Source organism: Flavobacterium enshiense DK69 (assembly GCF_000498495.1).
GTDB lineage: Bacteria > Bacteroidota > Bacteroidia > Flavobacteriales > Flavobacteriaceae > Flavobacterium > Flavobacterium enshiense.
Map to the genome: position 1 here is coordinate 318,060 of NZ_AVCS01000006.1, position 23,927 is coordinate 341,986.

The 23,927-nt window shown below is 39.1% G+C and carries 22 protein-coding genes and 1 tRNA gene; 12 read left to right on the forward strand and 11 right to left on the reverse strand.

All coding sequences use genetic code 11. The annotated features are described in order from the left end of the window. Positions 1-66 precede the first annotated feature (66 nt). Genes FEDK69T_RS04200 through FEDK69T_RS04210 form a run of 3 tightly spaced genes read right to left on the reverse strand, consistent with a single transcriptional unit; the run spans position 67 to position 3,074 of the window. The gene (locus FEDK69T_RS04200; protein ID WP_023572903.1) at positions 67-1,131 is read right to left on the reverse strand and encodes an efflux RND transporter periplasmic adaptor subunit; all 1,065 of its coding nucleotides are present in this window, start codon (positions 1,129-1,131) and stop codon (positions 67-69) included. Between the two features lie 9 nt (positions 1,132-1,140). After that, positions 1,141-2,478 carry a TolC family protein gene (locus FEDK69T_RS04205; RefSeq protein WP_035630749.1) on the reverse strand — a complete coding sequence of 446 codons (1,338 nt, stop codon included), beginning with the start codon at positions 2,476-2,478 and terminating at the stop codon, positions 1,141-1,143. Continuing rightward, the gene (locus FEDK69T_RS04210; RefSeq protein ID WP_035630750.1) at positions 2,478-3,074 is read right to left on the reverse strand and encodes a TetR/AcrR family transcriptional regulator; all 597 of its coding nucleotides are present in this window, start codon (positions 3,072-3,074) and stop codon (positions 2,478-2,480) included. The genes FEDK69T_RS04205 and FEDK69T_RS04210 overlap by 1 nt, the downstream gene beginning before the upstream one ends. A 139-nt stretch (positions 3,075-3,213) precedes the next feature. On the opposite strand from FEDK69T_RS04210, the gene FEDK69T_RS04215 reads away from it, so the two are divergent. Then, on the forward strand, positions 3,214-4,188 hold the full coding sequence (locus FEDK69T_RS04215; protein ID WP_023572906.1) for a polyprenyl synthetase family protein: 975 nt from the start codon (positions 3,214-3,216) through the stop codon (positions 4,186-4,188). A gap of 45 nt (positions 4,189-4,233) precedes the next feature. Beyond that, positions 4,234-4,584 (forward strand): hypothetical protein, encoded by a 351-nt coding sequence (locus FEDK69T_RS04220; RefSeq protein ID WP_023572907.1) that lies wholly within the window; start codon positions 4,234-4,236, stop codon positions 4,582-4,584. Here FEDK69T_RS04220 and FEDK69T_RS04225 read toward each other — a convergent pair. Beyond that, positions 4,568-5,128, reverse strand: a complete 561-nt coding sequence (locus FEDK69T_RS04225) for a hypothetical protein (protein WP_023572908.1) — start codon at positions 5,126-5,128, stop codon at positions 4,568-4,570. The genes FEDK69T_RS04220 and FEDK69T_RS04225 overlap by 17 nt on opposite strands. A gap of 108 nt (positions 5,129-5,236) precedes the next feature. Between FEDK69T_RS04225 and FEDK69T_RS04230 the strand changes: the two genes are divergently transcribed. Together FEDK69T_RS04230 and odhB are read left to right on the forward strand one after the other, a co-directional pair. Beyond that, positions 5,237-8,005 (forward strand): 2-oxoglutarate dehydrogenase E1 component, encoded by a 2,769-nt coding sequence (locus FEDK69T_RS04230; RefSeq protein ID WP_023572909.1) that lies wholly within the window; start codon positions 5,237-5,239, stop codon positions 8,003-8,005. 54 nt (positions 8,006-8,059) lie between these two features. Continuing rightward, positions 8,060-9,274 (forward strand): 2-oxoglutarate dehydrogenase complex dihydrolipoyllysine-residue succinyltransferase, encoded by a 1,215-nt coding sequence (odhB, locus tag FEDK69T_RS04235; RefSeq protein ID WP_023572910.1) that lies wholly within the window; start codon positions 8,060-8,062, stop codon positions 9,272-9,274. 205 nt (positions 9,275-9,479) lie between these two features. Here odhB and FEDK69T_RS04240 read toward each other — a convergent pair whose 3' ends face one another. Both FEDK69T_RS04240 and FEDK69T_RS04250 read right to left on the reverse strand, forming a co-directional pair. Further along, positions 9,480-9,908: a hypothetical protein gene (locus tag FEDK69T_RS04240; protein ID WP_023572911.1), complete on the reverse strand. Its 429-nt coding sequence runs from the start codon at positions 9,906-9,908 to the stop codon at positions 9,480-9,482. Positions 9,909-10,164: 256 nt separating this feature from the next. Continuing rightward, positions 10,165-10,518 (reverse strand): hypothetical protein, encoded by a 354-nt coding sequence (locus FEDK69T_RS04250; protein ID WP_023572912.1) that lies wholly within the window; start codon positions 10,516-10,518, stop codon positions 10,165-10,167. A gap of 210 nt (positions 10,519-10,728) precedes the next feature. On the opposite strand from FEDK69T_RS04250, the gene FEDK69T_RS16140 reads away from it, so the two are divergent. After that, a complete protein-coding gene (locus tag FEDK69T_RS16140) occupies positions 10,729-10,860 on the forward strand; it encodes a hypothetical protein (protein WP_023572913.1) in 132 nt (43 codons plus the stop codon). 45 nt (positions 10,861-10,905) lie between these two features. Then, positions 10,906-11,295 (forward strand): hypothetical protein, encoded by a 390-nt coding sequence (locus tag FEDK69T_RS04255; protein WP_131494766.1) that lies wholly within the window; start codon positions 10,906-10,908, stop codon positions 11,293-11,295. A 63-nt stretch (positions 11,296-11,358) separates the two neighbouring features. Here FEDK69T_RS04255 and FEDK69T_RS04260 read toward each other — a convergent pair whose 3' ends face one another. Continuing rightward, positions 11,359-13,599, reverse strand: a complete 2,241-nt coding sequence (locus FEDK69T_RS04260; RefSeq protein WP_023572916.1) for a DUF7619 domain-containing protein — start codon at positions 13,597-13,599, stop codon at positions 11,359-11,361. 81 nt (positions 13,600-13,680) lie between these two features. Further along, positions 13,681-15,912, reverse strand: coding sequence for a T9SS type A sorting domain-containing protein (locus tag FEDK69T_RS04265; protein WP_023572917.1), 2,232 nt, complete (start codon positions 15,910-15,912; stop codon positions 13,681-13,683). 199 nt (positions 15,913-16,111) lie between these two features. Here FEDK69T_RS04265 and FEDK69T_RS04270 point away from each other — a divergent pair, with 199 nt between their 5' ends. Then, complete coding sequence (locus FEDK69T_RS04270; RefSeq protein ID WP_023572918.1) at positions 16,112-17,326, forward strand: TCR/Tet family MFS transporter; 1,215 nt, start codon at positions 16,112-16,114, stop codon at positions 17,324-17,326. 1 nt (position 17,327) lies between these two features. On the opposite strand, the gene FEDK69T_RS04275 is transcribed toward FEDK69T_RS04270, so the two are convergent. Then, positions 17,328-17,765, reverse strand: a complete 438-nt coding sequence (locus tag FEDK69T_RS04275; protein ID WP_023572919.1) for a retropepsin-like aspartic protease — start codon at positions 17,763-17,765, stop codon at positions 17,328-17,330. 129 nt (positions 17,766-17,894) lie between these two features. Here FEDK69T_RS04275 and FEDK69T_RS04280 point away from each other — a divergent pair, with 129 nt between their 5' ends. The 5 genes from FEDK69T_RS04280 (at position 17,895) to FEDK69T_RS04300 (ending at position 21,786) form a co-directional block, all read left to right on the forward strand. Beyond that, positions 17,895-18,674: a TatD family hydrolase gene (locus tag FEDK69T_RS04280; protein ID WP_023572920.1), complete on the forward strand. Its 780-nt coding sequence runs from the start codon at positions 17,895-17,897 to the stop codon at positions 18,672-18,674. A 61-nt stretch (positions 18,675-18,735) separates the two neighbouring features. Then, entirely contained in the window at positions 18,736-19,872 is a 1,137-nt protein-coding gene (locus tag FEDK69T_RS04285) for a 1-acyl-sn-glycerol-3-phosphate acyltransferase (protein WP_023572921.1), read from the forward strand. Then, the gene (locus FEDK69T_RS04290; RefSeq protein ID WP_035630832.1) at positions 19,862-20,890 is read left to right on the forward strand and encodes an asparaginase; all 1,029 of its coding nucleotides are present in this window, start codon (positions 19,862-19,864) and stop codon (positions 20,888-20,890) included. Before FEDK69T_RS04285 ends, FEDK69T_RS04290 begins: the two co-directional genes overlap by 11 nt. A gap of 59 nt (positions 20,891-20,949) precedes the next feature. Continuing rightward, positions 20,950-21,036: transfer RNA gene (locus FEDK69T_RS04295), tRNA-Ser, on the forward strand. 66 nt (positions 21,037-21,102) lie between these two features. Beyond that, a complete protein-coding gene (locus FEDK69T_RS04300; RefSeq protein WP_023572923.1) occupies positions 21,103-21,786 on the forward strand; it encodes a porin family protein in 684 nt (227 codons plus the stop codon). Here the strand turns inward: FEDK69T_RS04300 and FEDK69T_RS04305 are convergent. Further along, a complete protein-coding gene (locus tag FEDK69T_RS04305; RefSeq protein ID WP_023572924.1) occupies positions 21,781-22,395 on the reverse strand; it encodes a hypothetical protein in 615 nt (204 codons plus the stop codon). The two genes, FEDK69T_RS04300 and FEDK69T_RS04305, sit on opposite strands and share 6 nt — an antisense overlap. A gap of 3 nt (positions 22,396-22,398) precedes the next feature. Continuing rightward, positions 22,399-23,865 (reverse strand): RNA polymerase factor sigma-54, encoded by a 1,467-nt coding sequence (gene rpoN / locus FEDK69T_RS04310; RefSeq protein ID WP_035630830.1) that lies wholly within the window; start codon positions 23,863-23,865, stop codon positions 22,399-22,401. Between the last annotated feature and the right edge of the window lie 62 nt (positions 23,866-23,927).

Here is a 23,927-nt window from a genome sequence, read left to right on the forward strand (position 1 = left end):
TGTGTTACCACCAAGTGATTTCAGGTTACTTGGCGTAATTTTGTTTTTCTCTTAATTACAGGGCGATTATTTAATAACTTCTACAGCATTGCCATCTTGCAAGTTGATTTGTCCAGTAATAATTACGCTTTCACCATCCGATAATCCATCAATAATTTCAACCTGATCTCCTAAAATTCTACCGGCTACTACTTTTCTTAATTTGGCTACACCATTTTCAACTACAAAAAGTTGGTTGCTGTTTACGCTTTCCAAAAATGCTGTTCTGGGAACAATTTTTAAATTTTGTTTTTGGTTTGAGCCAAATTTTGATGTTCCGTACATACCTGCTTTCAAGCTGTTGTTGGCGTTGTTGGTCACTTCGATTTCAACAGGGAAATTTAACGTTGCATCCGCTTTAGGGGCAATGAATGTAATTTTACCGGAAAAAGTTTTATCAGGATAAACTGTGGAAACAATAGTTACCGATTGTCCTATTTTTAAGCTGGCCACTTGATTTTCGGTTACAGTAACGTTTAATTTCAATTTGGAAACATCAACAATGTCAAACATTTCAGAGGCAGGCATCCCTGTTAATATAGAACCTGGCTCGATATACCTTTTGTTAATATATCCTTTGATAGGTGCTTTAACTTTAGTGTCGCCTACATTAATATTTGCCTGAGTTAAACTAGCTTTAGCATTGGTTAGATTCAATTTTGCCTGATCCAATTGTTGCTTGGTAACTCCGCCGGTTTTATAAGCATTTTCATAACGATCGTAGTCAGCTTTAGCATTTTGATATACTGCATTTGCAGTATTAGCATTTACGTTGATAACGTCGGCTCTCATAGTTAAAAGCGTTTGTCCTACGGTTACGTAATCTCCTTCGTCTACGAAAACTTTGATTACTTTTCCTGATTTTTCTGCAGAGAAAGTAAGTTCCTGAATTGGTGAAAAAATACCGTTAGCACTAAAATCTAAGGATACATTTTCAGTTTTAACTGTTGCTGTTTTTACAGCTACTGCCGCATTTTTTTCGGCAACAATATCTGTTTTGGCTTTGTTCTCGGCTTTGTTTTTATTAAGAATGTAGCCTATTAGACCTAATGAGGCAATAATTATAGTTATGGTAATAATAGTCTTTTTCATTTTGGTTGATTATTTTATAAGTGATTTTAGTTCTGCTCTTGATTTGATTAATGCTACCTCGGCTATTTTATAATTTAAAACCGCTCTGGTATAATTATTTTGGGCTTCAAGTGATTCATTTTGAGCGTCCAATAAGTCTGTCAATGATGCTAATCCCTGGAGATAATTGTTTTTTGTGTTTTTCGTAATCTCCATAGCCAATTGCATATTCTCTTTTTGATTCGAAATGATCACCAAATTGTTTTCAATTTGAGCTCTTGCATTTCTGTAATCTAAATCAAGAGAAAGTTCGGTGTCTTTAATGTCTTCTTGAAGTAATTTAATATCAGACTCGGCTTGTTTTATTTTAGAACGAGTTCCAAAACCCGTAAAAATCGGTACTCTCATGGTTAACCCAACAGACGAATAATCAGACCAGTATACGCCAGCAGCAGGTTTTGCAAACCATGGCATTTCAGGGCCTTGTCCTAAAAAGTTGTAGCCTGCAAATAAAGATAGCGTTGGGTACAGTTGGGCTTTGATCGCTGTTTTTTGATACTCTAATAATTCTTCTTGTTTTTTCAAAAGCAAATATTCCGTTCTGTTCTGTGTATTTGGAGCATCAGATAGGATTTCAAGGTTTATTTCATACTCGGACTTCGGTATTGTGAATTGAGTTTCTATTGGCATTCCCATATAGAATTTCAATGCGTTTTCCTGTAATTGTATTTGATTACTAACTTGTTGACGATCTGCATTAATGTTAGATAATTGCACTACAATTCGGTCCAAGTCTATTTTTTTTGCTATTCCGTTGTTGTATTGTCCCTGAACAATATCTCTCACTTTCGCGGTGTTTGCATAAGTGCTGTCCAATAAGGCTAATCTCTCGCGTTGTACATATACCGAGTAATAACTCGTAGCAACTCTCTCAATTACCAATTCTTCAGTCAATTCGTTGTTGATTTGATAAAATTCACGAGTAGATTTTGCTGCTCTTAGTCCCGTAAAAACGCTTAAATCGAATAGGGTTTGGTCTAATCCAATTCCTGCAGTTGAAACCCATTTTTGACCAAAAGTTGCCTGAATAGCAGTTCCCGGAGCGCCAAAAGCAGATCCGTCAATAACGCTGGTTTGTAAAACAGGATTGTATGTTAGTCCGCCATTTGCTGTGATTTGCGGTAGTGCCAGCGAGCGAACTTCTTGGATTTTATATTCGCTCTTTTCCATTTCTAGCTTTGCTTTCTTGGCTTCAGCCTTATTTTCCAATGCGTAACGCAGAGCGTCTTTCAGGGTTAACTCTTTTACGTCCTGCGCTTTTGCTGACAAAGCAAGGGTCAAAAGTGAAATTATGAATAAGTTTCTCATTATATATTTGGGTTTTGTAAGTGTTTTTCAAGTTCTGTAATCCCTTTCGGGGTAGCAATTGCCCTAGTGTGATATTCCAGGGCTTTTATTTCCATCTCGTGTACATCTTTTTCATAAATTGTGTTTTCATTAATGTTGAATATCAATGTGTAATAAAATTCAACAGCTGTTTTGATGTCTAAATCTTTTCGGTACAGACCTTCGTCGATTCCCTTCTCAATATTCTTTCTGAAACTTCCATTGCAGAATTCAATGCTTTTCTGTTGAATTTTCACATAAATCATCGGATAATGTTTTTTCAGCTGGTATACCGGGGAGGTGTCGTAAGATTTGAACATCTCTTTAAACATTTTCTGGATCTCAAAGTTTTCTTCTATGGCATTGAAGTTCTCCAGGGTTAACGCTTCTATTTTTTGATTAACATCATTATGGATTCTGGCTGTGGTCTCCTCAACTAAAATTTCTTTGTTGCAGAAATATTTGTAGATAGTCTTTTTGGAAATACACATTTCACTTGCAATATCGTCCATCGTCACGCTCTTAAAACCTAGTTTTAAAAACATTTCTTTGGCTTTGGACATGATTTTGTTTTTCATACTCTTAAAAAATTCCATGCAAATGTAACAGGAAACTTTAAACACTAAAAAAGTTTCCTAGTATTTAAATAAAAATTAACATTTGCTTAATATTTGATAAACTCCCGCTTTTGAAGTATTTTAGCCGAAAATTAATTTCATGCATTCCATTTCAGACTATCAGGATATTATTTCCGACCATTTTTCAACGATTTCAATCGACAGAGAACCTGAAAATTTATATGAGCCTATTCGCTATATTTTGGGTCTGGGCGGGAAACGCATGAGGCCGGTTTTAACATTGATGGCAGCTGAGATATTTAATGCCGATTGTAAACAAGCATTGGCGGCTGCAACGGCCGTGGAAGTTTTTCATAATTTCTCATTAATCCACGATGATATTATGGACGATGCTCCGTTGCGTCGCGGACATGAAACGGTTCATGAAAAATGGGATATCAATACCGGAATTTTGTCGGGGGATGCTATGCTGATTTTGGCGTATCAGTATTTCGAACAGTACGAGCCGAAAATATTTCGTTCATTAGCCAAATTGTTCAGTAAAACGGCTTTGGAAGTATGTGAAGGACAGCAATGGGATGTGGATTTTGAAAGCAGGGAAGATGTTACGATTCCGGAATATCTAAAAATGATTGAGTACAAAACCGCTGTTTTGGTGGGTGCTGCCATGAAAATGGGGGCAATTGTAGCTGAAACATCCGAAGAGAATGCGGATTTGATTTATGAATTCGGTTTAAACCTGGGAATTGCTTTCCAGTTACAGGATGATTATCTGGATGCGTTTGGCGATCCGATGACTTTCGGAAAACAGGTTGGAGGCGATATCATTGAAAATAAAAAAACGTACCTTTATCTGAAAGCGATGGAATTTGCTAAAGCATCGGAAAAAGAAGAGTTGATGCATTTGTTCTCGATTCAGCCTAATGACAATACGGACAAAATAGCATCGGTAAAGGAAATTTTCAATACAACAGGAGCGAGTTCGGTTACTCAGGATGCTATTAAGGAATATACATTCAAAGCATTTGATACGCTGGAAAAAATGCAGATTGATACCGATAAAAAAGAACTTTTAAAAACGTTTGGCGAAAATTTGATGAGCCGAAACGTTTAAGAAATATAAAGCACAAACATATAATTTCTAACTTTTATTTATAAAATGTACATAGCACCTCAAAATACCGATTTGTTACTTTCTGAGGCGCAGAAAGAAGCATTATATGTGAAATTGGTGGAACAAATCAATAAGGATTTTACGTTTGCCAATGAAAGTGTCGATTTTCCTGTTGCCATAGCTCCGATTGATCTGAAAGTGCAATTGCATGAAAAAATCTATCGCCTCATTCAGCATAAGTTTGCCGAATATCTCAATTTATTATACATTATCGATGTTCCCGAAGATCAGGTGAAAAAGCTTGACGGTTCCGATTTGGTGGATTTGTCCGAACAGGTTGTCTTCTTGATTTTGAAACGAGAATGGCAGAAAGTCTGGTTTAGAAATAAGCTCTGACAAAAGGCATCCAAGCCTGACCGTAAACGTCATGATCTTCCCGGTACAAAAGGTTGTAACGAAAACCAAAGGTTACATTCTGGGACTGATAACCCAAGCCTAAAAACAAACCGGTATTCCAAAAATTATCTTTCACTTCAGGTGAATAGGGTGTGGCCTTGTAGGTGTTGTTAGCTCGTAATTGCTCTACTTCAACAGAAAATTGTGCCTGAGGAATCGGGTTGATGAGCGTAATGAAATTTACACCATAAAGATGTGAATCGTAAATGTCTGCATCTTTTACGTAACTGTACTGAAGTCCCATTCCTGCTGCAAAAAACTGATTAATAGGGTAGATTGCTCCTGGTGCAATATAAATATTGGTGTATTGGTTGCTGATGCTTAAACCTAGTCCGCCGCCAAATTGCAGCCTTTTCCAAAAATCACTTTTTTGTTTGGGTATAGTGTCGTTCTGTGCCTTAATGGAATGAGGAAGTGTTAAAAAAAGAAAACAAGTCAGTGTTATTGTTAAAAAGTGTTGTGATTTTGTTTTCAACTTCATCATTAGGAATATTTTATGATATAAAAGTATGAAAAACATTAGAAGATTATTCTAAAGAGTTGTACTTTTGCGTAAAATTTTTTTAACCCAAAATCGTCATTCGACAGTATTATGGATAGGTTTTCCTTTTTAAACGCAGCACATACGGCTTTTTTTGCCGATTTATACGATCAATATTTACAGAACCCAGATGGTGTAGAGCCTAGCTGGAGGAGTTTCTTCCAAGGTTTTGACTTTGCCAACGAGTTTAACGGCAGTCCGGTGGAAGAACTGATGAGTATGGCTGACGGGACAGATTGCTCTGTGGTTTCTGATAAATTACAAAAAGAGTTTAGTGTTTTAAAACTAATTGACGGTTACAGAACACGTGGACATTTATTCACTAAAACCAATCCGGTTCGTGAAAGAAGAACGTATTCTCCGGACTTGGCAATTGAGAACTTCGGACTGACATCTGCCGATTTGAATACGGTTTTTGATGCAGCAAGAATAGTAAACTTAAATCCGTGTTCGCTTCAGGAAATTTTAAACCATCTGAACAAAGTATATTGCGAATCTATCGGAATCGAGTATATGTACATTCGTGACCCTAAGGTAGTAGAATGGATTCAGAAACGCTTGGATATCAATGATAATCAGCCAAGTTTTAATACCGACGATAAAAAACGCATTCTTAAAAAATTAAATGAAGCGGTTTCTTTTGAGAATTTCCTTCATACCAAATATGTTGGTCAGAAACGTTTCTCGTTAGAAGGAATCGAATCGGCTATACCGGCGTTGGACTTCTTAATTGAAGCGGCTGCTGATAAAGGCGTGGAGCAATTCGTAATGGGTATGGCACACCGTGGCCGTCTGAACGTATTGGCAAATGTTTTTGGAAAATCAACCCAGGATATTTTCTCTGAATTTGACGGGAAAGATTATGATGACGATGCCTTGTTTGATGGTGACGTAAAATACCATTTAGGTTTAACTGCTGACCGTCAGACACAAAACGGTAAAAAAATCAATGTAAACTTAGCGCCAAACCCTTCGCACCTTGAAACAGTAGGAGCGGTTATCGAAGGGATTACCCGTGCGAAACAAGATAAATATTACCCGCAAGATTTTTCAAAAGTATTGCCTATCGCGGTACATGGAGATGCAGCGGTTGCCGGTCAGGGTATCGTGTATGAAATCATACAGATGGCCAAATTGGACGGGTACAAAACCAATGGAACTATCCACTTAGTATTGAACAATCAGGTTGGATTTACGACAAACTACCTTGATGCACGTTCGTCAACGTATTGTACTGATATTGCAAAAGTAACCTTGTCTCCTGTATTACACGTAAATGCTGAAGATGCAGAAGCGGTAGTACACGCTATGTTATTCGCTTTGGAATACAGAATGGAATTCGGAACTGACGTGTTCATCGATTTATTAGGATATAGAAAATACGGGCACAATGAAGGTGATGAGCCTCGTTTCACCCAACCAAAATTATACAAATCGATTTCGAGACAGAAAAACCCAAGAGATATCTATGCTGAGAAATTAAAAGCAGAAGGTTCTATTGACGGGAATTATGTTTCGCAATTGGAAGCAGAGTACAAATCAAACCTTGAGCAAAGTTTGGAAGAATCCCGTAAAAGAGATTTGACGGTGATCAAGCCGTTCATGCAGGACGAATGGAAAGGTTTCGAACAGGCTGAAGCTGATGTAATGCTTCAGAAGTTTGATACAAAAGTTGACAAGGCAGTCTTAACAGATATCGCGAAAACGGTAACTGAATTGCCTTCAGATAAAAAATTCATCAGCAAAATCACGAAACTTATCGGAGACAGAAAAACCATGTTCTTCGAAACCGATAAATTGGATTGGGCGATGGGAGAGATGTTGGCTTACGGTTCATTGTTAACGGAAGGATATGATGTTCGTATCTCCGGTCAGGACGTAGAGCGCGGAACATTCTCACACCGTCACGCGGTTGTAAAAGTTGAAGATTCAGAAGAAGAAGTGATTTTGTTGGATCATATTCCAAATAAAAAAGGAAACTTCTTTGTATATAACTCACACCTTTCAGAATATGGTGTTTTAGGATTTGAGTATGGTTATGCCCTTGCCAATCCAAACGCGCTGACTATCTGGGAGGCTCAGTTCGGGGATTTCGGAAACGGAGCCCAAATCATGATTGACCAGTATATTTCGGCAGCGGAAGACAAATGGAACAATCAAAACGGAATCGTAATGTTGTTGCCGCACGGTTACGAAAACCAAGGTGCTGAACACTCTTCGGCACGTATGGAGCGATTCTTACAGTTGTGTGCAAACCACAATATGTATGTAGCGGATTGTACTACGCCTGCTAACTTTTTCCACTTGTTGAGAAGACAGTTGGTAACGAAATTCCGTAAACCATTGGTAGTGTTTACACCAAAGAGTTTATTGCGTCACCCGGAAGCGGTTTCTTCTGTTGAAGAATTTGCAAACGGACAATTCCAAGAAGTGATCGACGATCCGAATGTGAACCCTGCAGACGTTAAATCGTTGGTTTTCTGTACTGGTAAGTTCTACTACGACCTGAAAGCAGAAAGAGAAGCAAACGGAAGAACGGATGTTGCTTTGGTACGTGTTGAGCAGTTGTTCCCATTACCAATTGAGCAAATGAAAACAGTAATTGCTAAATATCCTAATGTAGACGATTACGTTTGGGCACAGGAAGAGCCAAGAAACATGGGAGCTTATGGTTATATGTTGATGCATTTCCATGAGGTGAAGTTCAGAGTGGCTTCTCCAAAAGCATATAGTGCGCCGGCAGCGGGAAGTTATGTGCGTTCTAAAAAACGCCATGTAGCAGCTATCGCCATGGTTTTTGACAAGAATTTATTCCAATAAAATTGTATTTTTGAGAAAATAAGATAATAACAACACCTATAAAATTATATACTGATGATTTTAGAAATGAAAGTCCCTTCACCGGGAGAATCAATCAAAGAAGTAGAAATCGCTACTTGGTTAGTTAAAGACGGAGATTATGTAGAAAAAGACCAGGCAATTGCTGAGGTTGATTCAGATAAAGCTACTTTAGAGTTGCCAGCTGAAATGAGTGGTGTAATCACGCTTAAAGCGGAAGAAGGAGATACAGTAGCCGTAGGTGCGGTAGTTTGTTTAATTGACACAAGTGCTGCAAAACCTGAAATTAATGGTGCCCCTGCAGTTGAAAAAGCCGCGGAAGCTCCAAAAGCTGAGGCTCCGAAAGCGGCTCCGGCTCCTGCAGCAACAACGTATGCTACCAGCGCGCCTTCACCGGCAGCAAGAAAAATATTAGAAGAGAAAAGTATTCAGCCTTCAGATATCGCAGGAACTGGAAAAGGTGGAAGAATCACTAAAGAAGATGCTGTAAATGCAGTTCCTTCAATGGGCACGCCAACAGGTGGTTCTCGTGGTTCTGAAAGAACAAAATTATCAATGTTGCGTCGTAAAGTAGCTGAGCGTTTGGTGTCGGCTAAAAACGAAACAGCGATGTTGACTACTTTCAACGAAGTGGATATGAGTGCGATCTACGCAATCCGCGATCAGTATAAAGAAGAATTCAAAGCGAAACACGGTTTAGGTTTAGGTTTCATGTCATTCTTCACCAAAGCAGTTACACGTGCGTTACAATTGTACCCGGATGTAAATTCGATGATTGACGGTCAGGAGAAAATCTCTTATGATTTCTGTGATATCTCTGTAGCGGTTTCTGGTCCGAAAGGGTTAATGGTACCGGTAGTTCGTAGTGCAGAGTTATTAACTTTCAGAGGTGTTGAAGCTGAAATCAAACGTTTGGCTTTACGTGCTCGTGATGGACAGATTACAGTTGATGAAATGACAGGTGGAACATTCACTATTTCAAATGGTGGTGTTTTCGGCTCTATGTTGTCAACTCCAATCATCAACCCTCCACAATCAGGTATCTTAGGAATGCACAATGTGGTAGACAGAGCTATCGTTAAAAACGGTCAGATCGTTATCGCTCCGGTAATGTTCGTGGCTTTATCATACGATCACAGAATCATCGACGGACGTGAGTCAGTTGGTTTCTTGGTGGCTGTTAAAGAAGCGTTGGAAAACCCAATGGAAATCTTAATGGATAACAATCCTAAGAAAGCGTTAGAACTTTAGTAGTTTTATCTTATAAATTAAAAATCCCGCTTAGTTTTAGGCGGGATTTTTTTATTTGTGGTGTTTACAAGATTGCCGAAAAGTTTTATGGGTAAAAGTTGAAAAATAGGAGAGAAGTGCAAACACAGGCTCCTCCAATAATACACCACCCCGCCATTTCTTAAAACCGCTGTTGTGAGAAGTGCTAATAATGTTTAATGAGCTTTCATATTTTAAATAGCTCAGTTCCTTTCATCCAGAAGATTTCAGATTCTAAGAAATGAAGCCTTGTTTTAACTATTTTATCAGTTTTGTCTCTAGGGGATTTTATTACAAATCTCGCTTTGGAATTGTTAAAATTCAAAGTGTGTTTTTCATCTAAGTCTTTTTGTTTATCAGAATAGAATGAAATCACGTTGTTTTTCATAGTCCATTTTCCTTTACCATAAATATTTCTTTCGGATGGAATTTCAAATTTAACGTTTGAATAATAGTGGAAGAAAAATGTTCCGTTTTCGTTTAAAGTCAATTTCCATTCTTTTAAATCACTTTCGTTAGTTTTAATTGAAAGTAGGTAATCACCAACAGCTTTATTCTCTTGAGAGTATAACGTTAAATTTGATATTAAGATTAAAATTGTAAAAATCGTTTTCATAGGAATTGTTTTATATATAATTTTCTGTTAGTTTTTTCTTAATTTTATGCATCTCACTGCATTTCTCACAACGTCCCGCCGGCTTTATGCTGTGGCGGATTTTTTATTACTGATGTTTACAAATATACCGAAAAGTGGAAAGAAAAAACTTCTTTTTAAAGAAGAAATGCAAGTACTGACCAATCCAAAAAATCCCAAGCCCCGCCATAGCATAAAACCGCTGTTATGGGCAGTTCTCTACATTAGGTTAATTTATTTATGATACGCAAGTTAAATAAGGAAACTCTTTTTTTACTAGGTGACTTATTTTTTGAGTTAAAGCGTTTTGTTCCAATTTATGAGAAGTAAGCAATTTTTGAAAGAAATTTTGAGCAGGAATAATTTGAATCATCAAATATTTAGGAGTATCCATAAAGCAGACAATAATATCATAGCTCGCTTTTTTCTCTTTAATTCTAAATTTAAATCCCCAATTCTCATTGACTGGAAAACTTACTATTAAATCTTTTTCAAAATGAAATTTCAAAAAATCACCCACTAATTTATCTAATAAAGAAGTAGGAGAAATGTTTTTATCCTCATTTTTAAATTTAATGTATTTGATTTCCATTGAGATTTAGATTTCAGTTTTTCGAATTGCCCATAACTCGTAAATATATGCAAACGAGTCCCCGCAAACCTAACCATAATAAAACACCTACACAATCACCAAATTTGGTGATATTTTAAAAAGTTTTATGGAATAATCTAAACACGTTTCAAAATAATATTTTTTATTATTTTGAAACAAAAACTGTTTCAAAATTCTACATTTGAAAAAATGAAACCGTTTTTGTTTCAAATTGTTTTTTTATTTAAAAATGCAACAATGGAAGAAGGTACTACTTTAAAAAACCTATTGGGATTAACGCAAGAGGATACTGCTTACATGTTTGGTATTGATAGAGGGTAATGGTCAATGTTTGTTTCCGGAAAACGTGGTTTACCCTTGGCAGCCATGCAGCAATTAGGGGTTGTACTAAAGCATCTGAAGGAAAAGAAAGGTGTTTGCAAGGAAAGCCAGGCCATCGCCAAAGCTGAAAAACAACTGGTTCAAGAAAAATTGCAGTGCGACTATCGCGATGTGCAAATCAAGTTGTATAAGGTTGCCAAACAGATCAGCACTATTGAAAATATACGTAACGAGAGTTTCGCGGCCTTAGAAGTCGCTGCGTTTTTAGAACAAGAAAAAGAGTATCACAACAAAAACACTCTAATAAGGAGTATACAGCTAAGAGCCACCAACACCCTGAAGAAACATAATCTGTATGTTTTAGAAGCATTACAGCTGAAAAAGGAAAACCTTGAGGCCTTAAAAATCAGTCTGGAGCAAAAAATGAATAAGTAATTGCATCGTAAACAAAAAAATCCCGCTCGATTTGAACGGGATTTTTTGTTGTTATGTTGTCGATTATTGCTTAACGATCTTTATAACGCTTTCACTATTGTCTGATTTTACTTTGGCGAAATAAATTCCGCTTGACAAATCCGAAAAATCAATTGTGGTACTTGCCGAATTGATGGTTCTGGTTTGAATGGTTTTACCCAGAATATCATTTACAATAACTGTGTCTATTAAATAGGAGCTGTCTTTCGAGGAGATGTTCACAAAACCTTTTGTCGGATTAGGATAAACAAGGAAAGATGAATTTCCAAACTCCGAAACACTCAATGAAGTAACGAATTCCGTCGTGAATGTATTGGTAATAATGGCAGGGTTGAAATCGAAATAAATGGATGCTGTATTCGGGATGATATCACCTATTGCATAACCTGGTTTTGGTTTGATCTGGAAAGTTACCTGACCTTTTCCGGACGGAGCCAAGTCAATTCCGTTTAAGTTCCAGTTTAATGTGTTGCCACCTCTATTTAAAGTGTAGGAGTGGCTTGCGTTTATCATCTTTACAGAAGTCTCATCCAATTTTGCATTTAGAATATCTGTGATTTTTACGTTTTCTGCGGGATAGGTTCCTGTATTTTCGAACTGGATAGTATATGTAAGATAATCGTTGGCACCAAATGTAGAATGAACAATTTTACCGCCGTGGCTTTCTGTTTTGTCATTCGGATCGTAGGAACCCACAATCGTTTGCGTTAGATTGCTGTTATTGTTAGATACCGTAACATCACTGGCAGGAATGGTTATCGCTGCCGTGTTGGTAATTAGATTTCCAAGAGCAACCGTCGGAATGGTCGGTACCTGCATGGTTACGGTGATATATCTTGTTTGGTTGGGCTGCAGGTTTGTGAAGTCATAAGTGAAACCTGTAGCGGTTGGTGTAGTCCCGGCTTGTGAAATACTGGTGATTGTTACGGTGTTGCTTTTGTTGAAAGTGACGGTTCCTGAAGCAATCGGCTGATTACCAGTGTTTTTATATGCGATATAATTTTGATAGGTAAAGCCTGGTCTTGGCGGTGCTCCGGAAGGATGTATTGTAACCGCAGCGTCAGAATAAGGCAATTGTGTTACCGGGAAATTATAAACGGTAACGCCCGAACCTGAAATAAAGTTAACATCATTATACGAAGCAACTGTAACGGTATGATAGCTACTGTAGTTGCTGTCAATCGTAAAACCAAAATCATAGGAATTCACAGGGTTGGATTCCTGAATGTAATACATTCCGTTTGATGATGCAATGGAGGTTGTTGCTCCCGTATTGTTAATCTGGTACGTGAATTGACCAAAATTAAAATTCGATTCTCCTGCGTCCTGTGTGCCGTTATTGTTGGTGTCGACAAAGGCTTTTAATATAAAACCTTCGTTGGCCACAGTTACTGTAGCCGTTGCGGTTGAGCATGTGGTTGGAATTTGCGTAGAGCAAATCTGATAGGTCAACGTATATGTTCCTGCAGCTGTTCCCGGTAAAACACTGATTGTTCCGTTAGGATTAATTGCGAAACCGGAGGGTACAGTTAAAGGTGTTAAAATTACATTATTGTAATTAATGATGGAGTAGTTATTTAAACGGTCGTTTGAGAGTACAGATAAGGTGTTGACTGTTGTATTGCTGGTTGGATAAACGGTCATAGAATCATTATTTGCGGTAATGCTGATTCCTTGGATTGTGATGGTAGACGTTGTTGTCTGATTGCCGGAATCGGTTACTGTAACCTGATACGTTCCGCCTTGTCCATTTACCACAAGATTTTGGCTGGTTGCACCTTGAATAGTGTTTCCGTTAAGGCTCCACTGAAACGTATAAGGTGGAGTTCCTCCGGATACTCGTACAGATAATCCACTTGTTGGTATGTCTCCTGTAGCGTAAATAGTCGCGTTATATGGACATGTTCCTGAGATCGAGTTTGTAGTGAAATAACCAGGCTGCGACCAGGCGCTGGTTCCCGTTGGAGAACAGACAGATCGCACGATGAATTTATAAGCGGTGCATGGACTTAATCCGGTAATTGTGAAAGGGTTCGTCCCGCATGAAATTGTTGTCATGTTAGGGTCAGGCGTTCGCCCTGCTTCACTTCCTAGAAATAACGCCATTTCCCATCGGGTTGCTGTGTCCGAAGATGTCCACGCTAAAGTGGTGCTGTTATGTGTTATGTTCATAGCTGCTAAATTAGTTGGAGCTGGGCATTGTCCAAAAGTGCCCGATAAAGCGCCTATAAATAAAAGGAGCGTCAGAAAGTGTTTTTTTGTCATGCTATAAAAGATTAGGAGGTGGTTTAATATTAACCAACCATCCAAATCCCTAAGGGTTAGGGATTTGAATTTATAATTGAATTATTGCTTAACGATCTTTATAACACTTTCACTATTCTCTGATTTTACTTTGGCGAAATACATTCCGCTTGACAAATCCGAAAAATCAATTGTGGTGCTTGCCGAATTGATGGTTCTGGTTTGAATGGTTTTACCCAGAATATCATTTACAATAACAGTGTCTATTAAATAGGAACTGTCTTTCGAGGAAATGTTCACAAAACCTTTTGTTGGATTTGGATACGCCATAAATGTCGAATCTTTAAACTCCGAAACACTCAATGCAGTAACGAATTCCGTCGTGAATGTATTGGTAACAATGGCAGGGTTGAAATCGAAATAAATGGATGCTGTATTCGGGATGATATCACCGATTACATAACCCGGTTTTGGTTTGATCTGGAAAGTCACCTGTCCTTTTCCGGATGGCGCTAGGTCAATTCCGTTTAAGTTCCAGTTTAAGTTATTGCCAACTCTGTTTAAAGTGTAGGAGTGGCTTGCGTTTATCATCTTTACAGAAGTCTCATCTAATTTCGCATCAAGAATATCTGTGATTTTCACATTTTCTGCGGGATAGGTTCCTGTATTTTCGAACTGAATGGTGTACGTCAGATAATCGTTGGAACCGAAAGTAGAATGAAGAATTTTGCCGCCGTGGCTTTCTGTTTTGTCGTTCGGATCGTAGGAACCCACAATCGTTTGCGTCAGGCTGCTATTATTGTTGGATAGCATTACATCATTAGCTGCGGTTATGGCGGCTGTGTTAGTGATCAGATTTCCTAAGCTGACCGTTGGAATGGTTGGTACCTGCATGATCACGATAATTTGTCTTGTTTCGTTTGGCAGCAGGTTTGTGAAATCATAGGTAAATCCTGTGGCGGTAGTTGTAGTCACCGTTTGCGAAATATCGGTGATGGTTACTGTGTTGCCCTTGTTGAAAGTAACGGTTCCGGAAGCAATCGTCTGATTTCCTGAATTTTTATACAAAATGACATTTTTGTATGTAAACCCGGGTCTTGGTGGTGTGCCAGAAGGAAGAACCTTTACAAAGGCATCAGAATAAGGCAATTGCGTCACCGGGAAATTATATGTTGTAACGCCTGAGCCCGGAACAAAACTAACGTCGTTATATGAAGAAGGTGTAACGGTATGATAGCTACTGTAGTTGCTGTCAATCGTAAAACCAAAATCATAGGAATTCACAGGGTTGGATTCCTGAATATAATACATTCCGTTTGATGAGGCAACGGTTGTCGTAGCTCCGGTATTGTTTATCTGGTACGAGAACTGACCAAAATTAAAATTCGATTCTCCTGCGTCCTGTGTGCCGTTATTGTTGGTATCAACAAAGGCTTTCAGTAAAAAACCTTCGTTGGCCACTGTAACAGTCACCGTCGCGGTAGAGCAGATTGTCGGACTTTGGGCAGCGCAAATCTGATAGGTCAAAGTGTAAATTCCCGCTGCGGTCCCCGGTAAAACACTAATGGTTCCGTTAGGGTTGATGGTAAAGCCGGAAGGTACCGTTAGTGGTGTCAGTATTACATCGGTGGTATTGTAAATGGAATGACCGTTTATGCCGTCGTTTGCTAATACGGATGTAGAAGTAGTTGCAGTTGTATTGCTCGTAGGGTAAACCATCATGGCGTCATTATTCGCTGCAATGGTGATCCCCTGAATCGTTATCGTGGCCGTTGTTGTCACATTCGATGAATCGGTTACGGTAACCTGATAGGTTCCGCCTTGTCCGTTAATCGATAGACTTTGGCTGGTTGCTCCGGGAATAGGGGTTCCGTTGAGACTCCATTGAAACGTAAAAGGTGGTGTTCCTCCGAATACTTCCGCTGTTAGGTCACTGGTAGGAATCGTTTGTGTTGCCATAATATTTGCGTAATAGCATGCACCGGATGAGGTTGTTGTAAAATAAGTAGGTTGTGACCACACACTGAAAACGCCGGGACCACAGTTAGTTCTTATATAGAATTTGTAAGACGTGCAAGGCGTCAATCCCGTTACAACGAATGGTGAAATATTGGCAATTATCATTCCCTGATTATTAGGTGTCGGTTCCGATGCCCCGGCCGGAAGCAGTAATATTTCCCATTGTGTTGATCCAGCAACGGAGTTCCATCCCAATACAGCGCTTGTTTGTGTAATATTGCTAGCTGTAAGAGTGCTAACTCCTGGGCATTGCCCAAAAGTGCCGGATAAAGCCCAAAAGAATAAAAACAGCGTCAGTAAGTATTTTTTTGTCATAAGATTGTTGATTGAATTTTTATAAAAGTTAAAAGTAAGAAAATATTTCTAATTAAGATTTTGTTTGTTAAGTCGTTGCAAAAATATAACAATGGTTTTTGTTTTTTGTGATTCTAATTCAAGCGCTTAAATTATATTTTAACGGCGACAACTGGTTTTCAGACAGGATTTTTGTAGGTTTACTTTTTTAAAATAAATTATGAAATCGAATAAGAAATCGGCCGCGGTGGGCTTTATATTCATAACGATGCTGATTGATGTCATCGGTTGGGGGATTATCATACCGGTAATTCCGAAATTGATTGAAGAACTTATTCACGGGGATATCAGCGTAGCATCGCGTTATGGTGGCTGGCTTACCTTTGCCTATGCTATCACGCAGTTTTTGTGTGCTCCGATGGTCGGAAATCTAAGCGATAAGTTCGGAAGACGTCCCGTTATTTTGTTTTCGCTTTTCTTTTTTGCTTTGGATTACCTTTTGCTTGCTTTTGCGCCGAGTATCGCCTGGCTGTTTGTCGGAAGGATACTGGCGGGACTGACAGGTGCCAGCATCACCACGGCGACGGCCTATATTGCCGATGTGAGCGATGAGACCAATCGGGCCAAGAATTTTGGTATGGTCGGGGCGGCATTCGGATTAGGGTTCATAATCGGACCTGTCATCGGTGGTGTTTTGGGACAATATGGCTCCCGAATTCCTTTTTACGCTGCGGCGCTGCTTTGCCTGATTAATTTCTTATACGGTTATTTCATACTTCCGGAATCCTTGTCAAAAGAAAACAGAAGAAGTTTCAGCTGGAAGAAAGCCAATCCGGTCAGTGCACTTTTAAACCTAAAAAAATATCCCTCTTTAATCGGGTTGGTGATTGCGTTGGTGTTGGTTTATATTGGAGGGCATGCTGTACAGAGCAATTGGACTTATTTCACAATGTACCGCTTTAATTGGAACGAAAGAATGGTGGGGATATCGTTAGGGGTAATCGGTTTGCTGGTGGCAATTGTTCAGGGAGGTTTGATTCGTTGGATAAATCCTAGATTAGGTAATAACAGGAGTATTTATTTCGGATTGTTCTTGTATGCGGTGGGAATGTTTCTCTTTGCTTTTGCTTCACAGGGGTGGATGATGATGGTATTTCTGATTCCGTATTGTTTGGGAGGTATTGCAGGTCCTGCATTACAGTCGGTGATTTCGTCTACCGTACCGCCTTCGGAGCAAGGAGGGATACAAGGGACATTGGCCAGTTTGATGAGTGCCACGTCTATCATCGGGCCTCCTTTGATGGCCAATACGTTTTATTTTTTCACGCACGACGATGCGCCGTTTAAATTTGCTGGGGCTCATTTTATTCTGGGCGGAATTTTAATGATTCTCAGTAGTGTTGTGGCTTACCGAACGCTGAAAAACAAATTCTGAGTTATTTCAGGTAAACGTAGTGGTTGTAGTAGTCGATGATGGCTTTTCCTTTCAGAAGGATATCCGCGCCAATAATCCCATGTACCGGTTTGGCCTTGTATTGACGAAGTGCCTGATTTACGTGGCTCATATCGAAAATCACCACAGAAAAATCTTTGTTTTTCCAATGTGACAGTTGTAATAGGTTGTCGGTTGCCATTTGTGTGTACATTCCTGTGGCTCCGGCTCCTGCGGCTTTAGTTGGAGAATCTTTGGCTGTAATATTGAAATATTCCACGCTTTCAAAACCGATGCAACTGTTGGAAGCGCCCGTGTCTAGTATAAAATCGCCTTCAACCCCGTTTATTTTTGCCTTGATTAAAAGGTGCTGGGTCTTGGAAACTTTAAACTTTATTTTTTTGTAACCTTTCTTTTTGAGTAGTTCGTGCAGATTTTCCATATCTCAAAAATAACCAAATAATTTTCATCCTTTTAAAAGGGATCGGCCTTTTTGAAGTCGGCAGTCTTTAATTATATAGTGTGAAACAATCTTCGTAATTTTGCATCCTGAATTATTCAAATCTGAATCTTGGAAACAAATTTAATTTTTACCGATACGCATACACATTTATATTCTGAAGAATTTGCAGAAGATCGTGCCGAAATGATTGAGCGCGCCCTTGAAAAAGGTGTTAAGCGATTCTTTATTCCGGCAATCGATTCGTCTTATACACAAAAGATGTATGATCTGGAAAAGCAATATCCGGACAATATTTTCCTGATGATGGGATTGCATCCATGTTATGTGAAGGAAAATTATGAAGCCGAATTGGCTCTTGTGGAAGCGGAATTGGCCAAGCGAAAATTTACGGCAATTGGTGAGATCGGGATTGATTTGTACTGGGATAAAACGACTTTGGGTATTCAGAAAATCGCATTTCAGAAGCAGATTCAATGGGCCAAAAAATATAAATTGCCCATCAATATCCATTGCCGAGATGCCTTCGACGAAATTTTTGAAGTGTTGGAACTGGAAAAATCGCCGGAGCTGTTCGGAATTTTTCATTGCTTTTCGGGGACCTATGAACAAGCGTTACAAGCGATTTCCTACAATATGAAATTGGGAATCGGTGGGGTAGTTACTTTTAAAAACGGGAAAATCGATCAGTTTTTGAATCAGATTGATATCAAACACATTGTTTTGGAAACCGATTCTCCTTATTTGGCACCGGTGCCACACCGAGGAAAACGCAACGAAAGCAGTTATGTGAAACTGGTTGCTGAAAAACTTTCTGAAATTTATCAGTTGCCAATTGAAGAAATTGCACGGATCACCACTGAAAATTCCCGTGAAATTTTCGGGATTTAATAAAGAAATAAGATATCATTCATAAAAATTTCGTTCTTTTGTGGATTGTAAAAAATAACTAATGCCAAAGTTCGACTCGATACGCCAGTTTTATGACAGCGAAGTAAATTCAGCCATTCAGGGTATAATCCATCACCCTATGATGAAGGCGCTGATGAGCTTTACTTTTCCTGATGTGGAAGAATCAGTTTGGATGGAGCAGTTAAAACGCACCCATTCAATTCGCGATTTTCAGGTCAACTTTATTTATCAGTCCATTCAGCGTGTTTTAGAGCGCAGTTCGGATGGCCTGTCCACTTCCGGTTTTGAAAAATTAGATCCGAATACATCCTATCTTTTTATATCCAATCACCGCGACATTATTTTAGACACGTCATTGTTGAATGTCAGTCTTTTTGATCACGGTTTAGTGATGACGGCTTCGGCCATCGGAGATAATTTGGTGCAGAAATCGTTTTTGTTGACGCTTTCCAAGCTGAACAGAAACTTCTTGGTAAAAAGAGGCTTGCCGCCACGCGAATTGTTGCATAGTTCAAAACTGATGTCGGAATTCATGTATCATTTGTTGTCCAAAGAAAACCGTTCCGTATGGATTGCCCAGCGAGAAGGAAGGACCAAGGACGGGAATGATGCCACGCATCAAGGCGTTCTGAAAATGTTGGCCATGGCTTCGGATGAACCAAACCTGATGGATTTTTTCAAGAAGGTAAGGGTTGTTCCCGTGTCCATTTCTTATGAATACGATCCGACCGATGCGTTAAAGATGCCTCAGATCATGGCGGAAGCCAATGATGAGACTTATATCAAAGAGAAAAATGAAGATTTCATCACGTTGATAAGCGGAATCATTGGTCAGAAGAAAAGAATACATATTCACGTAGGTGATGTTTTGGACAGTGAATTGGACAAGATTGCCGCCGAGAACGACAATAACAACAAGCAGATCCAGGCTTTGGCCCAGGTAATTGATGATTCGATTTTATCGACCTACAAGTTATGGCCGACGAATTTTATTGCTTACGATCTGCTTAACAATGACAACCGATTTGCGAACCAGTATACTGAAAAAGAAAGGCAGCTTTTCGAACGCCGTCTGGAAATGCGTCTGGGCAATGAAAAAGATACACTTCGCGAAAGCTTTTTGGCCATGTATGCCAACCCGGTAGTCAATAAATTGAAATACCAAAATGTCGAATAAAGCCAAAATTTTGTTGGTGTATACCGGCGGTACCATTGGAATGGTCAAAGACCCCGAAACCGGTGTACTTAAGGCATTTAACTTCGACGAATTACTGCATAACATTCCGGAGTTGCGATTACTGGATTGTCTTATCGAAACCTTTTCGTTTAACGAACCTATTGATTCATCCAATATGAATCCCGAGAAATGGGTGGCTATTGCCGAAGCGATTCAGGAAAATTACGATGCATTTGATGGATTTGTGGTTTTGCATGGTTCAGATACCATGTCTTATTCTGCATCGGCATTGAGTTTTATGTTGGAGAATTTGGCTAAACCGGTCATATTTACGGGCTCGCAGCTGCCAATCGGAGATTTGCGTACCGATGCTAAAGAAAACCTTATTACGGCTATTCAGGTAGCTTCATTGCAAAATAAAAACAAGCCGGTCATAACCGAAGTCGGTTTGTACTTTGAATATAAATTATACCGTGGGAACCGCACGACCAAAATCAGCGCAGAACATTTTAATGCTTTTGCCTCGCCGAATTATCCCGAATTGGCGGAATCAGGTGTTGATTTAAAAGTGAATAGCGATTTGCTGCTGAAAAAAGGGGTAGGGAAGAAGTTAAAAGTCAATAAAGGTTTTGATGACAATGTTGCGGTGGTGAAAATGTTTCCTGGGATTAACGAAAGCGTTTTAAATGCCATACTGCAAATTCCGAATTTGAAAGGAGTGGTGCTGGAGACGTACGGTTCAGGAAATGCCCCTACAGAAGACTGGTTTATTTCCATCCTGAAAAAAGCCATAAAGAAAGGGCTTCACGTGGTTAATGTTACGCAATGTTCGGGAGGAAGTGTGAACATGGGTAAATACGAAACCGGAATGCATCTGAAAAAAATAGGCGTTATTTCGGGTCATGACATTACTACTGAAGCGGCTGTTAGCAAACTTATGTATCTTTTGGGGCAGAACGTTTCCCCCTCGGTTTTTAAAACGATTTTCGAAACGTCGTTACGAGGCGAATTGACATAAAATTTTTTTAATAAAGTTTCGAAATGACAAAATAAAATCGTTATTTCGCGTCAGAATTTAGAGAGGTGTCCGAGTGGTTGAAGGAGCAAGCCTGGAAAGTTTGTATATGGGTAACTGTATCGAGGGTTCGAATCCCTTCCTCTCTGCAAAAATAAAAAGGCAATCTACGGATTGCCTTTTTTTAGTTACCTTAGTGCGGAAAATAAAACGGTATGATTAGATTTTTATTGTTGGCTTTATTTGTAGTTGCGCCATTTCATGTTTTTTCACAAAAGACTGATGATGACGCGGCTAAAATAGAAACTATAAAAGTAACCGATTCCCTTTTCAGGGAAGACCAGTTTTATTTTTCGATAAGTTATAACTTGGTTCAAAACAGCCCGAAAGGATTCAAGCAATTCTCATTTTCTCCTTGTTTTACAGGCGGATTTTTAAGGGATTTTCCGATTACAAAAAACCGTCATTGGGCACTTGCTCCAGGCGTAGGTTATTGTTATACCAATATTAAGCAGCTTATTAGTACTGACGATCTTTTTTTGGAAAATCAGCCCGTTATTCCTGAGGATATAGAAACCCGAATCATTACCCATAGTATTGAACTTCCGTTAGAGGTTCGCTGGAGAAATGCCCCTGTAAAAAGTCATAAATTCTGGAGGGTTTATACTGGATTCAAGGCGCGCTATATTTTAAGCAGCAAAATAAAGCTGGATTCCGAAACGTATGGAGGTTACTCCGATGATGTTACAGATAATGTCAACAAATGGCAATATGGAGCCTATGTTTCTGCGGGTTATAATACCTGGAACCTTCATGTGTATTATGGTTTTAATCCGATTTTTAAAACCGGTTCCGAACTTGCCGACCTTAACTTCGGATTCATGTTTTATATCCTATAGCCAAAAATACCAAAGGCTCAATTGAGGGATTGCACCCACTAAAATACCTACCAACAATTCCTTCATTGAGTGTGCCTGCATGTAGAGGCGGGAAGAAGCAACCAATCCTGTTGAAACAATAAAAAAGGCTACCAGGCTTACGAACGGGATTCCGTAATGAAGGGAAATGCCGATGATAAAAAGCGTGATACCGGTAATTCCGATCATGTGGATGCTGGCCTTAAAGTGAAAAACAATCAACAACAGTGTTAGAAGTGTGCTGATCAAGGCTCCCAAAAAGAAATAGTACAATTCAGGAACCACAACAGTAGAAAAGCTGTGTTGTGTCAGAATAAGAAAAAACATTGCCTGGAACGCCAATGGCAGACGCCGCTCTTTTTTTTCGTGCAGCATAATGCTTGATTTTGCCAGTCCTAATGACTTTAACAGGAAATACATTGAAATGGGCAAAAACACCGTCAAAATTGAAATCTGGAACAGAATCAGAAAGATTTCGTAAGGATAGAAAAAAGATCTGGTGACAAAAAAATAAAACAAAGCGGCATATACCGAAATGAACAACGGATGAAAAAGATAGGAAAAAAAAGGGAGTATCTTTTTTGGGTCCATTTTTTATATTTTTTTTCTCATGCGTGCCACGGGAATATCCATCAGCTCGCGATATTTTGCAATCGTTCTTCGGGCAATCGGATAGCCCTTTTCTTTTAAGATTTCGGCTAATTTATCATCCGGCAGCGGTTTCTTTTTATCTTCTTCTTCGATAACCGTTTTCAGGATTTTTTTGATTTCTATCGTAGAAACATCTTCACCCTGATCATTTTTCATGGCTTCGGAGAAGAATTCTTTAATCAGTTTTGTTCCGTATGGAGTTTCCACATACTTGCTGTTGGCGACACGGGAAATAGTTGAAATGTCCAGGCCTACCATGTCGGCAATATCCTTCAGGATCATTGGTTTCAGCTTCGATTCGTCTCCATCAATAAAATAGTCCTGCTGGTAATGCATAATGGCGTTCATGGTTACCAAAAGCGTCTCGTTTCGTTGTTTGATGGCATCAATAAACCATTTGGCGGAATCGAGTTTTTGTTTGATGAATTGAACCGCATCTTTTTGGGAATTCGATTTTTCTTTCGAATCCTTATAGGTTTGCAGCATTTCCTGATAGTCTTTGGACACGTGCAGTTCCGGAGCGTTTCTTCCGTTAATGGAGAGTTGTAATTCACTGTCAATCAAACGTATTGTAAAATCCGGAACCACATGTTCGATGGTCTTGGAACTACTTTCGAAAGATCCTCCCGGTTTAGGGTTCAGTTTTTCGATTTCATCTATTGCTTTTCGCAATTGTTCCTGAGAAACATCAAATTTTTGCAGTAATTTATCGTAATGTTTTTTCGTGAAAGCATCAAACTGCTGTTCGATTATTGCTATGGCTAAACTTACAGAATCCGTAGGGGTTTTGTGGCGGAGCTGCAGTAAAAGGCACTCTTGTAAATCTCTTGCGCCTACACCCGCAGGTTCCAGCTGATGAATGATGTTCAGAATTCGTTCTACATTTTTCTCGTCGGTATAAATACCCTGCGTGAAGGCCATATCGTCTACAGTGTCCTGTACGCTTCTTCGTATGTAACCGATATCGTCAATGCTTCCTACAAGAAATTCAGCGATTTCACGTTCTTCTTCTGTCAGGATAAACGTATTTAATTGATTGATCAGATCCTGGTGAAAACTTATGGGAGCGGCAATAGGAAGGCTGCGCTCTTCATCGTCGTCACTGTAGTTGTTTGCCTGGAGTTTGTAATCAGGGGTTTCGTCATTGCTCAGGTACTCATCGATATTGATTTCGTCTGCATCGATTTTCTCGTTGTCAAAATCATCATAATCCTCAAAATCATTATCCGTTTCATATTCTTCGTTTTCCAAAGATTCTTCCTTGCCGGATTCCAAAGCAGGATTTTCAACTAATTCTTCTTTCAGGCGTTGTTCAAAGGCCTGTGTAGGCAATTGAATCAGCTTCATCAGTTGGATTTGCTGAGGAGATAATTTTTGGGATAACTTGAATTGTAGATTCTGTTTGAGCATTTACAAAGGGGTTTTATGTAAAAGTTCCAAGTTTAAAGTTAATAAAAAACCTGAAACTTGGA

Excerpts from the sequence above, each read along its gene's own strand:
- FEDK69T_RS04305 (WP_023572924.1), bottom strand. The coding sequence starts at position 22,395 with ATGGACCCAAAAAAGATACTCCCTTTTTTTTCCTATCTTTTTCATCCG.
- FEDK69T_RS04260 (WP_023572916.1), bottom strand. The coding sequence starts at position 13,599 with ATGACAAAAAAACACTTTCTGACGCTCCTTTTATTTATAGGCGCTTTA.
- FEDK69T_RS04210 (WP_035630750.1), bottom strand. The coding sequence starts at position 3,074 with ATGAAAAACAAAATCATGTCCAAAGCCAAAGAAATGTTTTTAAAACTA.
- FEDK69T_RS04275 (WP_023572919.1), bottom strand. The coding sequence starts at position 17,765 with ATGGAAAATCTGCACGAACTACTCAAAAAGAAAGGTTACAAAAAAATA.
- FEDK69T_RS04225 (WP_023572908.1), bottom strand. The coding sequence starts at position 5,128 with ATGATGAAGTTGAAAACAAAATCACAACACTTTTTAACAATAACACTG.
- FEDK69T_RS04240 (WP_023572911.1), bottom strand. The coding sequence starts at position 9,908 with ATGAAAACGATTTTTACAATTTTAATCTTAATATCAAATTTAACGTTA.
- FEDK69T_RS04270 (WP_023572918.1), top strand. The coding sequence starts at position 16,112 with ATGAAATCGAATAAGAAATCGGCCGCGGTGGGCTTTATATTCATAACG.
- FEDK69T_RS04285 (WP_023572921.1), top strand. The coding sequence starts at position 18,736 with ATGCCAAAGTTCGACTCGATACGCCAGTTTTATGACAGCGAAGTAAAT.
- rpoN (WP_035630830.1), bottom strand. The coding sequence starts at position 23,865 with ATGCTCAAACAGAATCTACAATTCAAGTTATCCCAAAAATTATCTCCT.
- FEDK69T_RS04220 (WP_023572907.1), top strand. The coding sequence starts at position 4,234 with ATGTACATAGCACCTCAAAATACCGATTTGTTACTTTCTGAGGCGCAG.
- FEDK69T_RS04300 (WP_023572923.1), top strand. The coding sequence starts at position 21,103 with ATGATTAGATTTTTATTGTTGGCTTTATTTGTAGTTGCGCCATTTCAT.
- FEDK69T_RS16140 (WP_023572913.1), top strand. The coding sequence starts at position 10,729 with ATGAAACCGTTTTTGTTTCAAATTGTTTTTTTATTTAAAAATGCAACA.
- FEDK69T_RS04265 (WP_023572917.1), bottom strand. The coding sequence starts at position 15,912 with ATGACAAAAAAATACTTACTGACGCTGTTTTTATTCTTTTGGGCTTTA.
- FEDK69T_RS04215 (WP_023572906.1), top strand. The coding sequence starts at position 3,214 with ATGCATTCCATTTCAGACTATCAGGATATTATTTCCGACCATTTTTCA.
- FEDK69T_RS04230 (WP_023572909.1), top strand. The coding sequence starts at position 5,237 with ATGGATAGGTTTTCCTTTTTAAACGCAGCACATACGGCTTTTTTTGCC.
- odhB (WP_023572910.1), top strand. The coding sequence starts at position 8,060 with ATGATTTTAGAAATGAAAGTCCCTTCACCGGGAGAATCAATCAAAGAA.
- FEDK69T_RS04255 (WP_131494766.1), top strand. The coding sequence starts at position 10,906 with ATGCAGCAATTAGGGGTTGTACTAAAGCATCTGAAGGAAAAGAAAGGT.
- FEDK69T_RS04290 (WP_035630832.1), top strand. The coding sequence starts at position 19,862 with ATGTCGAATAAAGCCAAAATTTTGTTGGTGTATACCGGCGGTACCATT.
- FEDK69T_RS04200 (WP_023572903.1), bottom strand. The coding sequence starts at position 1,131 with ATGAAAAAGACTATTATTACCATAACTATAATTATTGCCTCATTAGGT.
- FEDK69T_RS04250 (WP_023572912.1), bottom strand. The coding sequence starts at position 10,518 with ATGGAAATCAAATACATTAAATTTAAAAATGAGGATAAAAACATTTCT.
- FEDK69T_RS04205 (WP_035630749.1), bottom strand. The coding sequence starts at position 2,478 with ATGAGAAACTTATTCATAATTTCACTTTTGACCCTTGCTTTGTCAGCA.